15 protein-coding genes, 2 tRNA genes and 1 pseudogene are annotated in these 17,989 nt (G+C 63.4%); 10 read left to right on the top strand and 8 right to left on the bottom strand.

What is annotated here, in order from left to right; translation table 11 throughout:
- Positions 1–231: 231 nt before the first annotated feature.
- The 4 genes from CDOO_RS10625 to CDOO_RS13700 all read left to right on the top strand — a co-directional run bounded on the left by CDOO_RS10625 (position 232) and on the right by CDOO_RS13700 (position 3,837).
- Positions 232–1,422 (top strand): L,D-transpeptidase, encoded by a 1,191-nt coding sequence (locus CDOO_RS10625; protein WP_245616217.1) that lies wholly within the window; start codon positions 232–234, stop codon positions 1,420–1,422.
- Complete coding sequence (locus CDOO_RS10620; RefSeq protein WP_018020592.1) at positions 1,422–2,372, top strand: MsnO8 family LLM class oxidoreductase; 951 nt, start codon at positions 1,422–1,424, stop codon at positions 2,370–2,372. The genes CDOO_RS10625 and CDOO_RS10620 overlap by 1 nt, the downstream gene beginning before the upstream one ends.
- Entirely contained in the window at positions 2,369–2,953 is a 585-nt protein-coding gene (locus tag CDOO_RS10615) for a hypothetical protein (protein WP_018020593.1), read from the top strand. The genes CDOO_RS10620 and CDOO_RS10615 overlap by 4 nt, the downstream gene beginning before the upstream one ends.
- Before the next feature lie 62 nt (positions 2,954–3,015).
- Positions 3,016–3,837 carry a protein NO VEIN domain-containing protein gene (locus tag CDOO_RS13700; protein WP_081610287.1) on the top strand — a complete coding sequence of 274 codons (822 nt, stop codon included), beginning with the start codon at positions 3,016–3,018 and terminating at the stop codon, positions 3,835–3,837.
- A 299-nt stretch (positions 3,838–4,136) separates the two neighbouring features.
- Here CDOO_RS13700 and CDOO_RS10610 read toward each other — a convergent pair whose 3' ends face one another.
- Positions 4,137–4,928, bottom strand: a complete 792-nt coding sequence (locus CDOO_RS10610; protein WP_051063927.1) for a PaaI family thioesterase — start codon at positions 4,926–4,928, stop codon at positions 4,137–4,139.
- 411 nt (positions 4,929–5,339) lie between these two features.
- Here CDOO_RS10610 and CDOO_RS13995 point away from each other — a divergent pair, with 411 nt between their 5' ends.
- Together CDOO_RS13995 and CDOO_RS10605 are read left to right on the top strand one after the other, a co-directional pair.
- Complete coding sequence (locus CDOO_RS13995; protein WP_155861245.1) at positions 5,340–5,780, top strand: GNAT family N-acetyltransferase; 441 nt, start codon at positions 5,340–5,342, stop codon at positions 5,778–5,780.
- A gap of 350 nt (positions 5,781–6,130) precedes the next feature.
- Positions 6,131–7,087, top strand: coding sequence for a DNA cytosine methyltransferase (locus tag CDOO_RS10605; protein WP_018020595.1), 957 nt, complete (start codon positions 6,131–6,133; stop codon positions 7,085–7,087).
- Here CDOO_RS10605 and CDOO_RS13695 read toward each other — a convergent pair.
- The 4 genes from CDOO_RS13695 to cmrA form a co-directional block, all read right to left on the bottom strand.
- Positions 7,073–7,828 (bottom strand): HNH endonuclease, encoded by a 756-nt coding sequence (locus CDOO_RS13695; RefSeq protein ID WP_081610288.1) that lies wholly within the window; start codon positions 7,826–7,828, stop codon positions 7,073–7,075. The genes CDOO_RS10605 and CDOO_RS13695 overlap by 15 nt on opposite strands.
- A gap of 302 nt (positions 7,829–8,130) precedes the next feature.
- Positions 8,131–8,203, bottom strand: a tRNA-His gene (locus CDOO_RS10595).
- A 79-nt stretch (positions 8,204–8,282) separates the two neighbouring features.
- Entirely contained in the window at positions 8,283–8,918 is a 636-nt protein-coding gene (gene orn / locus CDOO_RS10590) for an oligoribonuclease (protein ID WP_026159170.1), read from the bottom strand.
- Positions 8,919–8,934: 16 nt separating this feature from the next.
- Positions 8,935–9,735: a mycolate reductase gene (cmrA, locus tag CDOO_RS10585; RefSeq protein WP_018020597.1), complete on the bottom strand. Its 801-nt coding sequence runs from the start codon at positions 9,733–9,735 to the stop codon at positions 8,935–8,937.
- A gap of 190 nt (positions 9,736–9,925) precedes the next feature.
- Between cmrA and CDOO_RS10580 the strand changes: the two genes are divergently transcribed.
- Positions 9,926–11,074, top strand: coding sequence for a trypsin-like peptidase domain-containing protein (locus CDOO_RS10580; RefSeq protein ID WP_018020598.1), 1,149 nt, complete (start codon positions 9,926–9,928; stop codon positions 11,072–11,074).
- Between the two features lie 63 nt (positions 11,075–11,137).
- Here CDOO_RS10580 and CDOO_RS14395 read toward each other — a convergent pair.
- The 3 genes and pseudogenes from CDOO_RS14395 to CDOO_RS10560 form a co-directional block, all read right to left on the bottom strand.
- Positions 11,138–12,413, bottom strand: a pseudogene (locus tag CDOO_RS14395) (IS3 family transposase).
- 464 nt (positions 12,414–12,877) lie between these two features.
- On the bottom strand, positions 12,878–13,126 hold the full coding sequence (locus tag CDOO_RS10565; protein ID WP_018020601.1) for a hypothetical protein: 249 nt from the start codon (positions 13,124–13,126) through the stop codon (positions 12,878–12,880).
- Between the two features lie 105 nt (positions 13,127–13,231).
- Positions 13,232–13,308 (bottom strand) — tRNA-Arg (locus tag CDOO_RS10560).
- A 79-nt stretch (positions 13,309–13,387) separates the two neighbouring features.
- On the opposite strand from CDOO_RS10560, the gene CDOO_RS10555 reads away from it, so the two are divergent.
- The 3 genes from CDOO_RS10555 (at position 13,388) to ettA (ending at position 17,975) form a co-directional block, all read left to right on the top strand.
- Entirely contained in the window at positions 13,388–15,514 is a 2,127-nt protein-coding gene (locus tag CDOO_RS10555) for a bifunctional copper resistance protein CopD/cytochrome c oxidase assembly protein (protein WP_081610289.1), read from the top strand.
- Positions 15,515–15,659: 145 nt separating this feature from the next.
- The gene (locus tag CDOO_RS10550; RefSeq protein ID WP_018020603.1) at positions 15,660–16,250 is read left to right on the top strand and encodes a single-stranded DNA-binding protein; all 591 of its coding nucleotides are present in this window, start codon (positions 15,660–15,662) and stop codon (positions 16,248–16,250) included.
- Between the two features lie 54 nt (positions 16,251–16,304).
- Positions 16,305–17,975: an energy-dependent translational throttle protein EttA gene (gene ettA, locus CDOO_RS10545; protein WP_018020604.1), complete on the top strand. Its 1,671-nt coding sequence runs from the start codon at positions 16,305–16,307 to the stop codon at positions 17,973–17,975.
- Positions 17,976–17,989 lie beyond the last annotated feature (14 nt).

Below are 17,989 nucleotides of genomic sequence, written 5' to 3'. Positions count from 1 at the left end.
CAACGAGAATGTATGTTACTGATCCGGTGGCGATATGGAAAATCGCCAGCGCATAACCCTTTTTCGCACCCGCGCACACCCCGCGGGGGCCCCTCCGTACAACGATTTGGTGACGGAGCCGGTGTGAGGGTCACTATTTGTGCCCGGCGGGGTTATGGTTGGCCTTTCAAGTGTCACACCTCGGCCACCGTTTGAAGCGGGCTACCGGGGGTTTTCTGGAGGGAATCGGCGTTGTCGAAATCGGGTCTGACAATCGGGGTCAAGAAGTGTGTTGCCGGGTTGGCGCTGCTCGCGCTGACCGCGACCGCCTCGGCCTGCACCATCGGGGACGCAACGGGCGGATCGGGGGAGCAGACGAACGCGGCGCAGGCGGACGTCGATAAGCCCGACACCCCCGAGGTGTCCGTCGCGGACGGTGCCACCGACGTCAGCCCGGGTGAGCCCGTCACGGTGACCGCTCCCGGGGACGGACTGGACACGGTGAGCATGGTCAACGAGGAGGGGCGCGAGGTCGAGTCCGAGATCGATTCCGACGGCACCTGGACCACCGCCGAGCCGCTCGGTTTCAACCGCACGTACACCGTCACGGCCACGGCTAAGGACGGCACCACGACCACCTCCGAGTTCCAGACCTCCACGCCGGCCGCGCAGACCGCCGTATCGCTCTCGCCCGTCCCGGACTCCACCGTGGGTATCGGTCAGACGATCATGTTTGTCTTCGGGTCGGCGCCGACGGACCGCGAGGCCGTCGAGAAGGCGATCACCATCACCACCTCCAACGACACCGAGGGCGACTTCAACTGGGTCGGCCCGACCGATCTGCGCTGGCGTCCGAAGGAGTTCTGGGAGCCCGGCACCGAGGTCACCGTCGAGGCCGATCTCTACGGCGTGAACATGGGCGGCGGGGTCTACGGATCCGACGACAACGCCACCAACTTCACCATCGGTGACGACGTGCGCGCTTACGTGGACGACAACACGAAGACCATGGAGGTCTACCGCAACGGCGAGCTCCTGCGCACGATCCCCGTTTCCTTGGGGCGCAACACCGGCCAGTGGGCGACCCCGAACGGCACCTACGTCGTCGGCGACGAGAGCCCGCAGCTGATGATGAACTCCGCCACCTTCGGCCTACCGGTCTCCCAGGGCGGCTACGAGACGATGGTCGACTACGCCACGCAGCTGTCCTACTCCGGCATCTACGTGCACTCCGCGCCGTGGTCGGTCTACGCGCAGGGCAACAGCAACACCTCCCACGGCTGCGTCAACGTCTCCCCGGAGGCGGCGTCCTGGTTCCAGAACACCGTCAAGCGCGGCGACCCTGTGATCATCGAGAACACCATCGGCGGCGAGCTCGACTACTGGGACGGTCTGGGTTCCTGGAACGCGTCCTGGGAGGACTGGCAGGCCGACGAGTCCTGATGCGCTTTTCGACGCTCGATCGCGCCCAGAGCATCGCGGGCGACTCGGACGCCGACGCGTTACGACGGGTTCCCGCCCATGCTGCCCGAGTGGAGGCGCTGGGTTTCCAACGATTTCTCGTGGCCGAGCACCACGGCGTGCCGGGCATCCCCGGTTCGCAGCCCGCCATGCTCGCGCTGGCCGTCGCCGAGGCAACCTCGACGATCCGGGTCGGCACGGCCGGGATCATGCTGCCGAACCACCCGCCGCTGGTCGCTGCGGAGCAGGTCGGCGTGCTCGCCGCCCTGCACCCGGGGCGCATCGACATCGGCGTGGGTAACTCCGTCGGCTTCACCCAGCCGGTGCGTGACGCGCTGCGCCAGGGGGATCCCACCGAGCTCAAGGACCGGTTCGAGGACGATCTGCGGGAGTTCCTCGCCTACCTGCGCGGAGAGGCCGAGGTGACGTCGCGTCCCGAGTCCGGCTCGGTGGACGTCTACGTGCTCGCCGGGTTTCGTTCCATCTCGCTGGCCGCGCGTCTCGGGCTCGGCGTGATCGTCGGCGGCCCCTCGCTGCTCGTGCGCGCGGAGCACGAGGGCCTGGCGGGTTATCGCCGACAGCACCCCTCCGGACGCTCGCTCATCTCGCTGGACATCGCGGTCGCCGACACCGAGGAGGCAGCCCGCGATCTCCTGCTGCCGCAGCACGTCGCCGGAGTACTGGCCCGGCGCACGGGCGCCTTCGAGGCGCTTCCGCTGATCGACGAGATGCCTGAACTGACGGCGCGGGAGCGCACCCGCGTCGCCGACTCGTTGGCCACCTCCGTGTACGGCACGCCCGCGCAGGTCCGCGCCCGGCTGGAGGAGATCACCCGGTTCGCAGGGACCGACGAGGTGCTCGTCACCGGCGGCATGAGTGATCTTGCCGGCCAGGCGCGCTCGGAGGAGCTGCTGGCGGAGATGGCGTCATGAGCGTTCTGAGACGCCCACTGGTCATTGCCCTCGCCCTACGCGCGGCCATCATGCTGGTCCTTGCCGGGGGTCTGCTCTGGGCCGCGGGCAGCGACGCCGAGGTCGTGGCCACGATCGCCGCCACCGTCATCCTCGTGTCCCTCATCCTCTCCGGCGCGGTAATGGTCTGGCTGGCGGAATTCGCACGCAGGAAAGCCGTCCCGGGCGCGGCCTGGCTGACCGCGCAGGGCGCGACGGTTCTGCTGGCCGGGATGGTGGCACCGGTGCTGCTTATCGACGACCCTCTTATCCACTCTGCGGTGGTCTTGTGGATCTTCGCGGGGACACTATTTGCCTCGGGGGTACTCGAGTGCATTAGTTCGGTCGCGCGTCGAGTCTCTTGGGGTGCTGGAGGAACACAGGTCGGGGGAGCTGCGCTTCTGGCCGCGGTGATTTGGTTGCGAGAAAACCATGCGCTGACCGGGATGATCGGGTCGACAGGGTTGATTGTGTGGGCCGTGGGGTTGCTTTTGGTGTGGTGTGCTGTGGATGCCTCGCGGTGGCGTCTTGACTCTGAGGGCCCACTCTCTGATCACCGGTGAGACATCGAGAGCCATGCCAAAGAGCATGAAAAAGATCTCGGGAGAGCAGGTATGCTCACGTCATGAGTAACGATTGGACAGCATACGAAAATCAAATCCTTGCGCGTGAGTATATCGCGGCTTTGAAGATGGCATTGCAGGGAAACAGGTTGGCACCAAAGGACTACCTTAGAGGCCTTGGGGCGCAACTTGAAGGCCGGAGTAGGGGTTCAATCGAATTCAAGTCTCAGAACATTAGTTCAGTAATGCAGCAGCTGGGCTACCCGTACCTCATAGGATATAAACCGTTACCGCATATCCAAAAAGCGCTCGTGCCCGCGGTTGAGCGCGAGTTACTTCTCAACCCAATTGAACAATTAGTGTCGCGAGAAGCGTTGAAAGCAATCTCGGAGCAGCCCGTTGAATTAAAGGAAGTTGACGCGCCTAGTCTCCAGCCGCTCGGTAACGTTAGGCAACGCCGGGGTCAGAAAGTTGACTACGCATCTTTAGAGGCGAGCAATAGGTCGCTTGGGCTCGCAGGTGAACTTGCTGTGGTCGCCCACGTCCGAGCTACGCTGTCGAAACAAGGCCGCGACGACCTTGCGGAGCGAGTTGAACATGTCTCGGTAACCCAAGGAGACGGCTTAGGCTACGACATTCTGGGATTTGAAGCTGATGGGTCGCCCGTTCACATCGAGGTGAAAACTACACAGCTTGACGGAAACTGGCCGTTCCTTGTCACTGCTTCAGAAGTAGCAGCGAGCAAAGAACTCGCCCAATCGTTTCGCTTGTATCGGGTGCATAGCTGGGGGAAGAGTACGGGTGCACGGTTCTATGTTCTGCGAGGAAACCTAGAAGAATCTTGTTTTCTTACTCCGAAAACTTTTTCTGCCGGGCCCACCTGAGCGCCCCGGGTGATATTGTCACCGCCACCTGTGCTCCGACGGTAGTTTTCAAAGCTGAATCGAGGATTCGGACGACCTCCAACGTGAGAGATAACCACTACCTCACTTTTCTTTCCATCGCCCGGCGTTGGCAGCTATTAACAGCACCGAATTTGCAATCGCCTTAGATGACGGACTGCGGGAGTCGAACTCAAGCTGTCTGACTGCAGGATGCAAAATCGCATCCAGATTAGCTCCCTGGACAATGCGCATTATGGGCTCGAGCGCCCTCGCACTAGCAAATTCGGCTCGGAAAGTCGTTAGACCGCCGGCAGGTACTCCTCCGGAATATCCAGTGCCAGCAGGTCCTCGCGCGTGCGATCGGACTGCTTGAGCACCTGCTCGCACACGTGGCGCATCTGTTCCCGCGGATCGGGGATGCGTCGCTGCTCGGACATGAGCACCGTGGAGATCTCCGGCTGATCCTTGAACACGTGCCAGATCAGGGTGGTGGCCAGGGACTCGAGCACGATGCCGCTGGCGTGCGTCGCCTGCTGCGGAGCGGCTGTGCGCTTTCCGCCGCCACGCGGGCGCGCGTGGAGGCTCTGCTGGCCGATGCCTACCACGGAGCCGTCGCGGTTCTTGATCACCGCGGTGAAGGGGACATTGCAGTAGCCGTCCTCCGCGATGGTCTCGCGCACCCAGTTCTCCAACTCGTGGGTGATCTCCACCTCCAGGTACGCGCCGTCACGGCCGGGCGCGAGGTACTGGAAGGTTCCGGTGCGGGTCCACACCTCGAAGTCCTTGCCCAGCACGCGGGCGAGGACCGTGCCGACCAGGAAGTCGGTGGTGGCGTAGAGCGTTCCGCCGAAGGCTGCGCCGTGCATGTTGGCGTTCCAGACCGCGAGGTTGAGGTCGATGCGTGCCGTGCGCCAGTCCTCACTGATGTGCGTGATCCGGATGCCCGAGCCGGCCAGCGGCGGCCACAGGTTCATCGTGCGGCGCAGCCGTTCCGGGGAGCGCATGGCCCAAGCAGTCAGGTTCTGGGGAATCCTGGTGGCGGACTTCTGTGCGCTGCGGAGGATGGAGGAAGGGGCCTGGAGAAGATTCACTCGTGCGAGTATACGCACAGGGTGCGCGGGCGTTGGCCGGGCCGACGACCACGCGCTCCGCGGACTGGCCGACAGTCGACGAGTTGTCGTCTTACTCAGTAGCGTGCAATCGCAGTTACTAACGGAGCTTCGTTAGACGGGCCCAGCGTGGCGGTTGTGCGAAAAGAAATGCCCGGTAAAACTTGGTGATCACCACTGGGCGGATCTTAACGCCAGTCTGAGTGGGCTATGCCGACGAATCTAGCAACTATGCAGCCCGGCCGTGGTGACCACAGGTTAAGGCCGCCGACGGTCCATCAGTACTGGGGGATGGTCTCACGAAATGGCTACTACTGGCTGCGCTATTTTCGACCGTTTCGCGAGATATTGTACCGGCTGGGGCCGGTTCGAAAAAGACGGTAAGGTGAACGCGTGAATCTTACTTTCCATCCCATCGTCGATCCAACGGCGTTGTGGCCTGAGATCTCAGACGACTATGAGTTCCGACAGCATTGGCTGGGGGAAAGTCAACTACCTCAAGACCATGAGTGGTACATGGTACGCGATCGTGGTGAGCAAGCTGCGCTACTCGACCTGGACTTGAAGGGTAGTAGGGGCTACTGGCGTGGCGCTGCCTATCGCCTGCCATTGAATGGCCCTGACGTGATTGGGATTGAATTTATCGACGTCAGGTCCACCCATCGAGGTCTTGGCATAGGAACAGCTGTGGTCCACTGGGTAGCAGAGCAGTACCCGCAGCGCCAATTGCTCGCGCTGGCTGAGGCGTCGGACGGATTTTGGCAATCTTTAGGGTGGGAGTTGGTGGCGTCAGAAAACGAGGGGACGCGCCCGATGTATGTTTCACCGCTATGACACGAGCGACGTCCGCCGCCGGTGGGCGGAGTCGAAAATGGCGGACATGCGCCAGTCGCGTCTGTTTTGTTCGGCCACAACGCGGCGCCGCGATCCAATTTGGCTTGATGCGGAATTCGTACAGGTGGGCTAGTCGTCACTGGGGTTGCCGCGACGCGGCAAAAGGCGGGAGGCTAGGTTGCGGCCTAGGGGCCCAGTGGGCAATTTGCACAGGCTCGGCCAGTCATCCGAGCCTACCGACGAGTAAGCGCGCTACAGGTTAACGAACGAGTGTTCGATCAATGCGAAATTGTGTCCGAGCCGTTGTTATCATTGCGAGCACACAACACTCAAGAGCCCAAAAGGAAATAATGTCGAAGTATTCGTCGGTCGAGGTTTGCGCTGGCGCAGGCGGGCAAGCTCTAGGCCTGGAAAAGGCGGGCTTTGATCACGCCGCGCTCGTGGAAATCGAGCCCTGGCCTGTAACCACCTTGCGGCACAACCGTCCAGAGTGGAACGTCATCCAGGCAGACCTAAACGAGTGGGAGCCGGATAAGTCACTCTACGGTGCAGCGCTCTTTGCGGGCGGGGTGCCATGCCCGCCTTTTTCAGTAGCCGGAAAGCAGCTTGGCAAAGCTGACGAACGCGACCTGTTCGCCCGAGCTATCGAGCTTGTCCTCCAGATGAAGCCGCGGGGGATCATGCTTGAGAACGTGCGAGGTCTCCTCGACCCCAAGTTTGACGAATACCGCGTTGAGATACTTGAGAAACTGGCGACCGGCGGCTACTTCGGTGAATGGAGACTCGTCAGGGCTGCCGACTACGGTGTTCCTCAGCTGCGCCCCAGGGCGATTCTTGTCGCCCTCCGAGAAAATGACTGGGCCAATTTTGAGTGGCCGACGAAACACCCGGAAACAGCCCCGACCGTCGGGGAGACGGTGGTGGACCTAATGGCTGAGAATGGCTGGGAAAGTGCGCATGCCTGGGCGAAGCAAGCGAATAGGATTGCTCCTACCCTTGTTGGAGGTTCAAAGAAGCATGGTGGCCCCGACCTTGGGCCGACGCGGGCGCGCAAGGCGTGGCTGGAGATGAACGTCATTGGAAATACAATTGCGGACGAGCCCCCAGGGCCCGGGTTTGCCGGGAAACCTCGGATGACGCCAAAAATGCTCGCTCGCATACAAGGCTTCCCTGACGATTGGGAGATACAGGGGCGAAAAACTCAGGCCTGTCGACAGATTGGAAATGCATTCCCGCCACCTGTCGCTGAAGCGGTTGGCAACGCGATCCGAGTGGCATTCGAGAAGACGGACCTAGACTTCGCGTGATTCGACGCTCTCCAGGTACTCTCTCACTGCGTCTTGAACGATAGGCCCGCCGAGCCGATAGTCGTCGTACACATGGTCGAGTCGTGTTCTTGATCGCTGGCCCCGGCGAATCCACTCCAAGAGCTCGAGGCGTTCTGACTTCTTGAGTGCTTTCACACTTTGCGTGACCGCCCCGGGGTCGGCGACCGAGCCGGTATCAGCGCGTGCGGTTTCGTTGCATCGCCCACATTCAGTGCGGAGGTTATCTAAGGTTGAACGCCCGCCCAGTGCATTCGGGACCACATGGCCCGCAGTGAGGACAGCAACAGAACCGTCCTCATAGGGCTCCCCTCCGGCGCGTCCACAAAGTACACACCGACCCCCGTCACGCTCGAATACTAACCGCCGAACTTTACCGCTGATAGCGGTTTGTGGAGCTTTTGTGCTTTCGCCGGGCCACCATCCATATTTTTCGAGGATGCAGTCCTCGCCAAGAGCAGGCTCTTCATTGGAAGAAAGGTATTTCCAGCCCCAGTCTCGAAGTTCTCTCTGGCGCCGCTGGAAATGCTCATGGTCGGAACCCAGTGCTTCCCGGAGTTGACGAGTCGTGAATCGCTCTCCAATTCCGACGTTCCAGCGCAGCCAGGATGCCATTCTTGGTTTCACGCCCCAGGCGCCTGCCACTCCGTCCTCTTTCGTGAGTTCCCACCAGAGTTTTCCTGCGCCAGGATGATAAACCTCAACCGGATAATCCTTCGTCATGGAGAGATAGAATAGCCGACGATGGCCGCGGGGGCTCTAAACACGGTGTGCTTACCTCGATGGGTTCGACCTACCCATTATTACTTGGGGTGCTGAATTTGGGAGAGAGCCTTATAGAGTGAAGTGGAGAATCTAGTGGGGTTTCCCACTGCGGGAAGAACTCAAAGCATAGATCACGGACCTATTGAGGAACTAGCGTACGCATTCTGACTCGCCTCTGAACTAAAGGCGAATCTAAAAAGGATCAGGGCCGATCCGATAAGCGGCTCTAAAGCGCTCGTCCGATCGACCCTGATGTTGGGGGTGGCTGACGGGGCTCGAACCCGCGACACCCAGGATCACAACCTGGTGCTCTACCAGCTGAACTACAGCCACCATTGCCGCCTCGAAAAGCAGCGAGTCTCAGATTAACGCAAGGCCCGCGATTCACAAAAACCGCAGGTGAGAGAGGCAGTTACAGCCACTCTCGGAACGCCTCGGTCGCGCCGTCCTTAGCCTCGCGGGCCTCCTCAGAGGCCGGGCCGGGGGCGGGGACGAAAATCGCTCGGCGGTAGTAGTCGAGCTCGCGGATGGATTCGACGATGTCGGCGAGCGCGCGGTGGGCCATGCCCTTGTCGGGCTGGTTGTAGTAGGCCTTGGGGTACCAGCGTCGCGCGAGTTCCTTGATGGAGGAGACGTCGACCATGCGGTAGTGCAGGGCCTTGTCCAGGCGCGGCATCTGTTCGCGGATGAAGGAGCGGTCGGTGGCGATGGAGTTGCCGGCCAGTGGGGTGGGGTGCTCGGGGTCGCAGTGCTCGGCGATGAGCGCGAGGACCGCGTCCTCGGCCTCGGCGAGCGTGACCTTCGACGACCTGATCTTCTCGGTCAGTCCGCTGGATGAGTGCATGTCGGTGACGAAGTCGTCCATCTGGGCCAGCTCGTCCTCGGTCGCGTGCACGACGAGGTCGACGCCCTCGCCGATGATGCTGAGGTCGGCGTCGGTGACCAAGGCGGCGACCTCGACGATGACGTGGCGTTCGAGGTCGAGGCCGGTCATCTCCAGGTCAACCCAGACGAGGCGGTTGTTCTTGGCGGGGGTGTCGTCGGTCATGTTGTTCACTGTAGGTCTAACCCATCTTGGAGTAGAACTTGCCCATGATGGGGCTGAGCAGCGCGGTCGGGGCGTAGGTAGACACGAAGTCCATGCCCTTCGACAGTGGCCCGGGCACGACGCGGCGCCGGTTCCGGGCCATCGCCGCGAGGGTCTCGTGGGCGCAGGAGTCGTAGGTGGTCCACAGGAAGTCGGGCACGACCTTGTCCACGATGGACTTCTCGGATTCCGGGATGACGTCGTCGCGCACCGGCCCCGGCGCGAGCAGGGTGCAATGCACTCCCGTCGATTTCAGCTCGTAGTGCAGTGACTCGGTGAAGGCGTTGACCCCGGCCTTGGTGAACACGTAGGTGGCGTTGTTGGGGATGGGGATGTTGCCCGCCGCGGAGCCGACGTTGCAGATCGCACCCTCGCCCCGGGCGACCATGGGGTGCACCACCGCGTTGGTCAGGCGGAACACCGCGGTGGCGTTGAGGTTGAACTGGTTGGTCTCGTACTCCCAGTCCTGCTTGACGAAGGGGCCGAAACTTGCGATGCCCGCAGAGTTGACGAGGATGTTCACGGTGACGTCGGAAAGAGCGTCGATAAGCGCCGTCACCTCCTCGTCGATGCTGAGGTCGCAGGCGTGCACGTCGACGGTGACGCCGTGGGCCTCCCGCAGTTCTTCGGCGAGACGGGTGAGCACGTCCTCGCGGCGGGCGACGATGATGAGGTTGTGGCCGTACTCGGCGAGGCGGCGCGCGATGGCTTCGCCGATGCCCTGGGAGGCGCCGGTGACCAGCGCGCGTGCGTTCGGGGCGGGGGAGGGGAGACCCATGTTCTTGCGGCCCTTTCAGGTTCGACGGTGTGCGACCCACGCTAATCGACGCGCGCCTGCCCGGCGTGGAGGAGGCCTCCGGCCGCCCGTGTCGCCCCTGATCCGGTGTGCCCGAAGCGGCGCAGGAGGCGGGTAGGTAGGGTCCGGTCACGGCACTGATTCACGACCCGTCAACGAAGGGGATCTCCACATGCGCTCCAGAACTTTCCGCCCACTGTCGCCCGCCGCCATGGCCGCCGCCGGCGCCCTCGCACTGTCGGTGCTGGCACCGACCGCTGCCGAGGCCGCGACCGTGGCCCCGGGCGCCCCGATCCGCGTGCAACCGCTGACCCCCGCGGACGACGGCATGCCCGTGGAGCTCGACTCCGGCTCGTGTTCCCAGGCATTCACCGGAACCATCCTCCGCGCGGACGGCACCCGCGCGCCGATCCTGGTCACCTCCGGGCACTGCGTGACGGCCATGGACGACGCCTTCGTGCCCTCCGATCAGGTCTACGTGCCCAAACAGGACGGCAACCACGCCGTGGGCACCCGGGAGCACTACGTCCTGGAGCTGCCGGAGACCGGCGACCTCGTGGGTGACTTCGTGGGCACCGCCACCGGCGCGGACTGGGCCACCGTGACCCTGAACCCGGGTGTGAGCACCTCGCGCACCTCGGAATCCGTGGACCAGTTCGGAACGCCCTCGGGCGACCCGGTCGTGCTCACCGGCATCCGCGACTACCCGGATCTCGCCCCCGGCCAGTTCAGCGTGGACAACGCCGGCCAGACGATCTGCAAGGACGGTGCGACCTCGGGCCGCTCCTGCGGCGTCCAGCTCATGCGCACCCGCAACTCCGTGTTCCACACCGGCGTGAACTACCAGGGTGGCGACTCCGGCGGAATCAACTTCGACCCGGTCAACGGCGAGGTCATCGGCATCACCACCGAGTCCTACGGGCCGATCGGCCGCGCGCAGCCCGCTGACGTGGCGCTGCAGGATGCCTATGGCATTCCCGACGGCGAGGTCAACCAGCGTTTCCAGCTCGCCGAGAGCACGGAGCGCCACGACACCGACTTCCGCACCCTGGGCCAGGATCAGGCAGCGACGCAGGCCTGGCTCGACCAGAACACGGAGCCGGTGGAAGAGCCGAACTTCCGTGCCGAGTTTGACCAGGAGGTCGCGTCGGCCCAGGCCGATGCCGCCCGTTACTCCGAGCAGGCGGGCGCGCAGCTGGCCACCGGGGACGTCGCCGGTGTGCAGGCGACGGCGAACGAGGCCTCGGCGGTGGCCAACGGCTACGCCGAGACTCTGCCGGAGCTTGCCGTCGAAGCCGCCCTGCAGGACGTTCTGGGTTAACCGCCCAGCCAATGATGGAGCCCCCGAAGTGGACTGGTCCCCGATAGTTGGACTAGTTAAATCCTAGGCGGGCTGGGACTGAAGGGCCTGATTTCGATACTGCATCGGAGTCAGGCCCTTCAACCGTTCCTGCACACGATCCTCGTTGTACCAACGGATGTACTCACCAATCTCCTCAACTAGGTGATCAACAGTCTCAAAACGCTCACCGTGGTACATCTCCGACTTCAAGTGACCGAAGAAGTTCTCGACGATCGCATTGTCATGGCAGTTACCCCGCCTGGACATCGACTGCACGCTGCCGTGTTTCGCCAGTACACGACGCCACACTTGATGCTGGTATTGGAAACCCTGATCCGTGTGAACTAACGGCGTCGCCGGCGAGGTCAGGGTTTGATACGCCGCGGTCAGCGACTGTGCCGTGAACGCTGTCGACGGTGACGTCGACGTCGAATACGACACGATCGACCGGTCGTACAAGTCAAGAATCGGCGACAGATAAACCTTCTGCGCACCGGCACGAAACTCCGTGACATCACTGACCCACACTGCATTCGGAGTGCCCGGGGTGAACTGACGCTTCAGGACGTTGTCACAAACCTGGCTGACAGTCCCTCGGTAGGACGAGTACGCCTTCCTCGCCCGGACCTTTGACTTCAGACCGAGTTGGTTCATCAGCTTCCACACCGTTTTCCTCGACACCATCGACCCATCTTGGTGGAGCATCAACCGGATTCTGCGGTACCCGTAGCGTGACTTCGCGGCGGTGAAGTGCCTGGTGATGCAGGCCTTGAGTTCGGCGTGCCGGTCCGGGCTGTCTAGCCGGGCATGGTGGTAGTAAAACGTCGAACGCGCCATACCAGCTACGGTGAGCAGGTCTGTAAGGGCGTGGTCATCCTTGAGGGTGGCGATCACCTGTGTCTTTAGGCGTGCCCCTGCTCCCTCAAGTCCCGCAATTTTTTTAGGTAGGCGTTCTCCGCCTTGAGCAGCTGGTTTTCTCGGAGGAGTTTTTCCTCGCGGGTTAGCGGCTCGGGTGCCGGTGACCGTTTCGGTCGGCCACGACGTTTAGGTCGAAGACCGTCGTCACCGCCGGCCCGCCACAGCCCTGCCCACTTCCTGACGAGGTCAGGAGAGGATAGCTGGAACTCAACGGCCAGTGCTGTTTTGGCTTCTCCGGCGATGAACCTGTCGACGATTTCCTTCTTCGTCTCGAAGGAATAGGTCTGTTTGGTTGGTTTCTCCACGAGGCTCAGCGTGCCATGGAGTTGCCACCGCTGGAAGAGACGCCGGACGGCGTGTTTGCCCACCGCGAGGCGGTTTGCTGCAGCCTTGTAGCCATGTCCTTGTTCGAATAGGTCGACTAGCCGGGTTCGTTGCTGCCCGGTGAGTGTGCTTTGTGCACGCATGAAAATGCTCCCTGGGAGTCGGGGTCTGATTTCTCAGTCCAACTTCCGGGGACCAGTCCAACTGCGTGGGGGCTCCATTTGCTGGGCCCCTGCAGGTGGCATGAACCGCTCTTGGGGGAAATGCAGGTCGGCCGGTTGTTGGGGATGTATTCGCCCAGTGCACGCTGATGCCGCCGTATTGAAGCGCTGAATCGAAGGTCAGCGAGTGCGGGCGCGAACCCGCGGGCTATCCGCCGTTGACGACCAGAGGGAGACTTCCCAGATCCGCGATAGAGCAGCGCACGTGCGTTGGGTGAGGTGTGTGCACCATGGGGCGCGATGGTGCACGCAGGACGCAGTAGCGACGATCGTTGGAGGTGTGCGGGCTGACGCGCTTCGTGCCCGTCCGGGGTGGGGGTTAGGCGTCCATAATCTCGTCGAACGTCGCCTCGTCGATCTTGCCCCGCGTCCGTAGGACCAGAACCGATCGGCTGACCGTCGGCTCGCTGTAGCTGTCCTGCGTCACGTCCGGCACGTCGGTCCGTTTCGTCTTGGCCGCTCCGTCCTTCTCGGCCCGGATCGCCGCTTTCAGTTCTTCCAGCGTCGCTTTGCCTTCCGCGTACTGGTAGGCGATGTTCTCCGTCGGCCGCTCCTGGACTGGTGTCATGCCTGATCGGATGGCGGTTCACCGGGGGAGTCACCCACTGATTGCCCGCCATCTCGATCTTAGCTTCTGGGAGCTCCGATTTTACGTACAAATATATTAAATCTGTGGTGCCCCCAGCAGGATTCGAACCCGCGACCGACCGGGTAGAAACCGGTTGCTCTAATCCACTGAGCTATGGAGGCCTTGCGCTGCACGCGCGGATGAGAGTCTAACGCACGACTGGCTTAGGGCTGCCCCGCCCGAGGGTTTAGGCTGGGGACCATGTCAACAATGAGGGTGCAACGGGCGTCGACAAGCGAAAATCCCAACACGAGCACTGCCAGGGCCACGTGGCCGATCTATGCACTCGCCGTCGTTGTCGCCGGGCTCGTCGGCGGCACGATCGGGTACTCCTTCCTCGGCGAATCGCTTGCTGTTCTGGGCATTCCGGATCCGGGCTTTGCGACGACCTTCGGCCTGCCGTTCTTCCGTGCGGTGGCGTGGATTCTTTCCGCGCTGTCCGTCGGCTCCTTCATGTTCTCGGCGTTCTACATCTCGCCCAGGGCTCGGGACGGTCAACTCGGGTCGGCGCCGCTGACGGTCGACGGACACATCGCCGCGCGCACCGGCGCGGTCTGCGCTCTGCTGTTTGCGCTGGTGGCCCTGCTCATGGTTCCCATGGTGCTTTCCGACGTCTCCGGCACGCCGCTCGTCCAGGCCCTCAATCCGTCGGCCTTCGGCACCGCGGTGGACCAGGTGGCCACCAGTGCCGTGTGGCTGCTGTGCGCGGTCATCGGCGCGGTGGTCGGCGTCGCCGGACTGGTCTTCGGTCGCTGGGGCGCGCAGCCGGTGCTGCTGCTCGGGGCGGTGGGCATGATTCTCCCGCTGGGCATGGAGGGCCACGCGGCCTCCGGGGGCTCGCACGACTACGGCACCAACGCCTACCTGTGGCACATCGTGTTCATGGCGGTGTGGATCGGCGGGCTCATGGCGCTGCTGGCCCACGGTCGTCGGCTCGGCCCGGAGATGCAGACCGCGGTGCGTCGCTACAGTGCCGTCGCCCTGTTCTCGCTGGTGGCCATCGCGCTGTCCGGGGTGGTCTCGGCGCTGCTGCGCATCCAGCCCGCCGATCTGCTGACCACCCGCTACGGGCTGATCATCGCGGCGAAGATCGTGGGCACGATCCTGCTCGCCGTCGTGGGTTTCGCCCACCGGCAGATCACCATTCCCCAGCTCGGCCGGACCCCGGGTGCGTTCCTGCGCCTGGCCGTCGGGGAGATCGTGCTCATGGCTGTGGTCACCGGCATCGCGGTCACCATGGGCCGCACCCCGCCCCCGCCGCCGCGCAACACCGACCTCTCGCAGATGCAGGTGCAGCTGGGTTATGACCTCCACCGCGAGCCGACGTTCCTCAATGTGTTCACCATGTGGCGGGTGGACATCCTCTTCGGCGTGATCGCCCTCCTGCTCGCAGTGTTCTACCTGCTCGGCGTGCGCAGCGTGCGTCGCCAGGGCAAGCCGTGGCGCACGTCGTACACGGTGTGGTGGCTGGCCGGCTGCCTGTCGCTCTTTGTCACGGTGAGCTCCGGCATCGGCATGAACATGCCCGCCACCTATTCCATGCACATGGTCGGGCACATGCTGCTCTCCATGGTCGTGCCGATGATCCTCACGCTGGGAGCGCCGCTGACGCTGGTGAAGACGGTGTGGGAACCCGGACAGCCGGGCCACGCGACACCGCACGACTGGGCCGAGGCCTTCACCCATTCCGGTTTCGTGCGGCTGATCACCACGCCGTGGGTCAACCTCATCCAGTTCGTCGCGCTGTTCTACGTGCTCTACCTGGTGATTCCGCTCTACGAGTTCGCCATCTCCGAGCACGCCGGCCACGTGGTCATGAACACCGTCTTCCTCGTCTCCGGGTACATGTACTTCTGGGAGATGGTCGGCCCCGACCACATCCCGGGCCGCCGGCCTGCCTCGATCCGCCTGGCGTGGCTGGTCGCGTCCATGCCGATCCACCTGTTCATGGGCGTCTATCTCATGCAGCTCAACGTCATTCTCGGCGAGGAGTTCTACCGCGGGCTCGACCTGCCCTGGCATCCGGACCTGCTGCGCGATCAGAAGAACGGCGGCGGCATCGCCTGGGCCTTCGGGTCCTTCCCGCTGACCTTCGCCTTCATCTGGCTGGCGGTCGAATGGCGTCTCGACGAACGCGTGACCGAGCGCGAGGTGGACGCGCGTCTCGACGCTGGTGAACAGCGACGCGCCGAGGAGACACCCGCCGCTGAGGAACATGCCGAGGACCTGGACGAGTTCGAGGCGTACAACCGCATGCTCCAGCGCTACCACTCCGGCGAGTCGAACCAGCAGACCGACTACTACACCGACGGGTTCCGCGAGCAGTAACACCACTTGGACCTGTGGACAACGTGCGTCCGGGCGCGGTTATCCACAGGTTTTCCGCTGGCCAGAGGCGCTGAGGCCGGCGGTGGGGCAGGGTCAGGGGTGTCCCCACACACCCGCCTCTTCCCGAACATCTCAGGAGATCCTCATGCCCCAGTACCCCGTCACCATTGCCGGAAACCTCACCGCCGATCCCAACTTCCGCGCCACGCCCACGGGCAACTACGTTTGCGAGATCCGCATCGCCGCCAGCCGCTCCATCCGTGATGAGAACCAGCCCAGCGGCTGGCGCGACATCGACCACCTGTTCATCAACGGAGAACTCTGGGGCCAGCTCGCGGAAAACGCCGCCGCCTCCCTGACCAAGGGGATGGCCGTGGTCGCCACCGGGCGCATCGTCACCCAGGAGTGGGAGGAGACCACCCAGGAAGCGGGGGAGACGAAGACGAACAGACGACAGAAGATCGTGCTCAAGGTCGACCGGCTCGGACTGGACCTGTCCAAGTACGTCGCCAGTTCGCGCCGCACTGACGTGGCCCAGCACCGCGTCGAGGGCCTGGGCGTGCCGGAGCTCCCGAACAGCGAGGATCTGGCCCGGAAGCAGCCGCCGCTCTACGGCCAGTCGGAGGGCGCGGAGAATTCGCTGCCGGACACTCGCGGGACGAACACCCCGGGCGGGCGTCAGGATGAGCGCGAGCTGGCCTCGGCCGGTGCGGGCGGAGACACTGCCCCGTTCTAAATGCGCTGGTGTACCCTTTGTGAGAACGTATTTTGTACTCGATAAAGGGGAAACATGGCGGAATTCATCTACACGATGAAAAAGGTACGCAGGGCTGTCGGCGAGAAGCTCATTCTCGATAACGTCACCATGGCCTTCTACCCGGGCGCCAAGATCGGTGTCGTCGGCCCGAACGGCGCGGGCAAGTCCTCGCTGCTGAAGATCATGGCCGGCATGGACGAGCCCAACAACGGCGAGGCCTTCCTCGCCCCGGGCGCCACCGTCGGCATTCTCCTCCAGGAGCCTCCGCTCAACGAGGAGAAGAACGTGCGCGAGAACGTCGAGGAGGGCCTCGGCGAGATCGTCGTCAAGAAGCAGCGCTTCGAGGCGATCGCCGAGGAAATGGCGACCAACTACACCGACGAACTCATGGACGAGATGGGCAAGCTCCAGGAGGAGCTCGACGCCGCTGACGCCTGGGAGGTCGACTCCAAGATCGACCAGGCCCTGGCCGCGCTGCGCTGCCCGCCCGCGGATGCCCCGGTGACCCATCTCTCCGGTGGCGAGCGACGTCGTGTAGCACTGGCCAAGCTGCTGCTCAGCCAGCCCGACCTGCTGCTGCTCGACGAGCCCACCAACCACCTGGACGCCGAGTCCGTGCTGTGGCTGGAGAAGCACCTGCAGGACTACCCCGGTGCCGTCCTCGCCGTGACACACGATCGTTACTTCCTGGACAACGTCGCCGAGTGGATCTGTGAGGTCGACCGCGGTCAGCTCTTCCCTTACGAGGGCAACTACTCCACCTACCTGGAGAAGAAGGCCGAGCGCCTCGAGATCGCCGGCAAGAAGGATCAGAAGCTGCAGAAGCGCCTCAAGGACGAGCTCGCCTGGGTCCGCTCCTCGCCGAAGGCCCGCCAGTCGAAGAACCAGGCACGCCTGGACCGCTACGAGGAGATGGCCACCGAGGCTGAGAAGTACAAGAAGCTCGACTTCGAGGAAATCCAGATCCCCACCCCGCCGCGCCTGGGCAACAAGGTCGTGGAGGTCAACGAGCTGGTCAAGGGCTTCGACGGCCGCACGCTCATCAAGGCCCTGTCCTTCACGCTGCCGCGTAACGGCATCGTCGGCGTCATCGGCCCGAACGGCGTCGGCAAGTCGACGCTGTTCAAGACGATCGTTGGCCTGGAGTCGCCCGACGCGGGTTCCGTCGTCGTCGGCGAGACCGTGCAGATCAGCTATGTCGACCAGAACCGCGAGAACCTTGACCCGGAACTCAGCGTCTGGGAGATCGTCTCCGGCGGACTCGACTACATCAAGGTCGGCCAGAACGAGATGCCGTCGCGCGCGTACCTCTCCGCCTTCGGCTTCAAGGGCGCGGACCAGCAGAAACCGTCCAAGGTGCTGTCCGGCGGTGAGCGCAACCGGCTGAACTTGGCGCTGACCCTCAAGCTCGGCGGCAACCTCATCATGCTCGATGAGCCCACCAACGACCTGGACGTGGAGACCCTCGGTTCGCTGGAGAACGCCCTGGAGAACTTCCCGGGCTGCGCCGTGGTCATCTCCCACGACCGCTGGTTCCTCGACCGCACCTGCACCCACATCCTCGCCTGGGAGGGCGACCAGGAAGAGGGCAAGTGGTACTGGTTCGAGGGCAACTTCGGCGACTACGAGAAGAACAAGATCGCCCGCTACGGCGAGGAGGCTGCCCGCCCGAGCGCGGTCACCCACCGCAAGCTGGCGCGTTAGTCCCCACGGACGCC

It is taken from the genome of Corynebacterium doosanense CAU 212 = DSM 45436 (assembly GCF_000767055.1).
GTDB classification, from domain to species: Bacteria; Actinomycetota; Actinomycetes; order Mycobacteriales; family Mycobacteriaceae; genus Corynebacterium; species Corynebacterium doosanense.
Note: the sequence above shows the minus strand (reverse complement) of the source record. Positions and strands in the feature narration are given on the sequence as shown.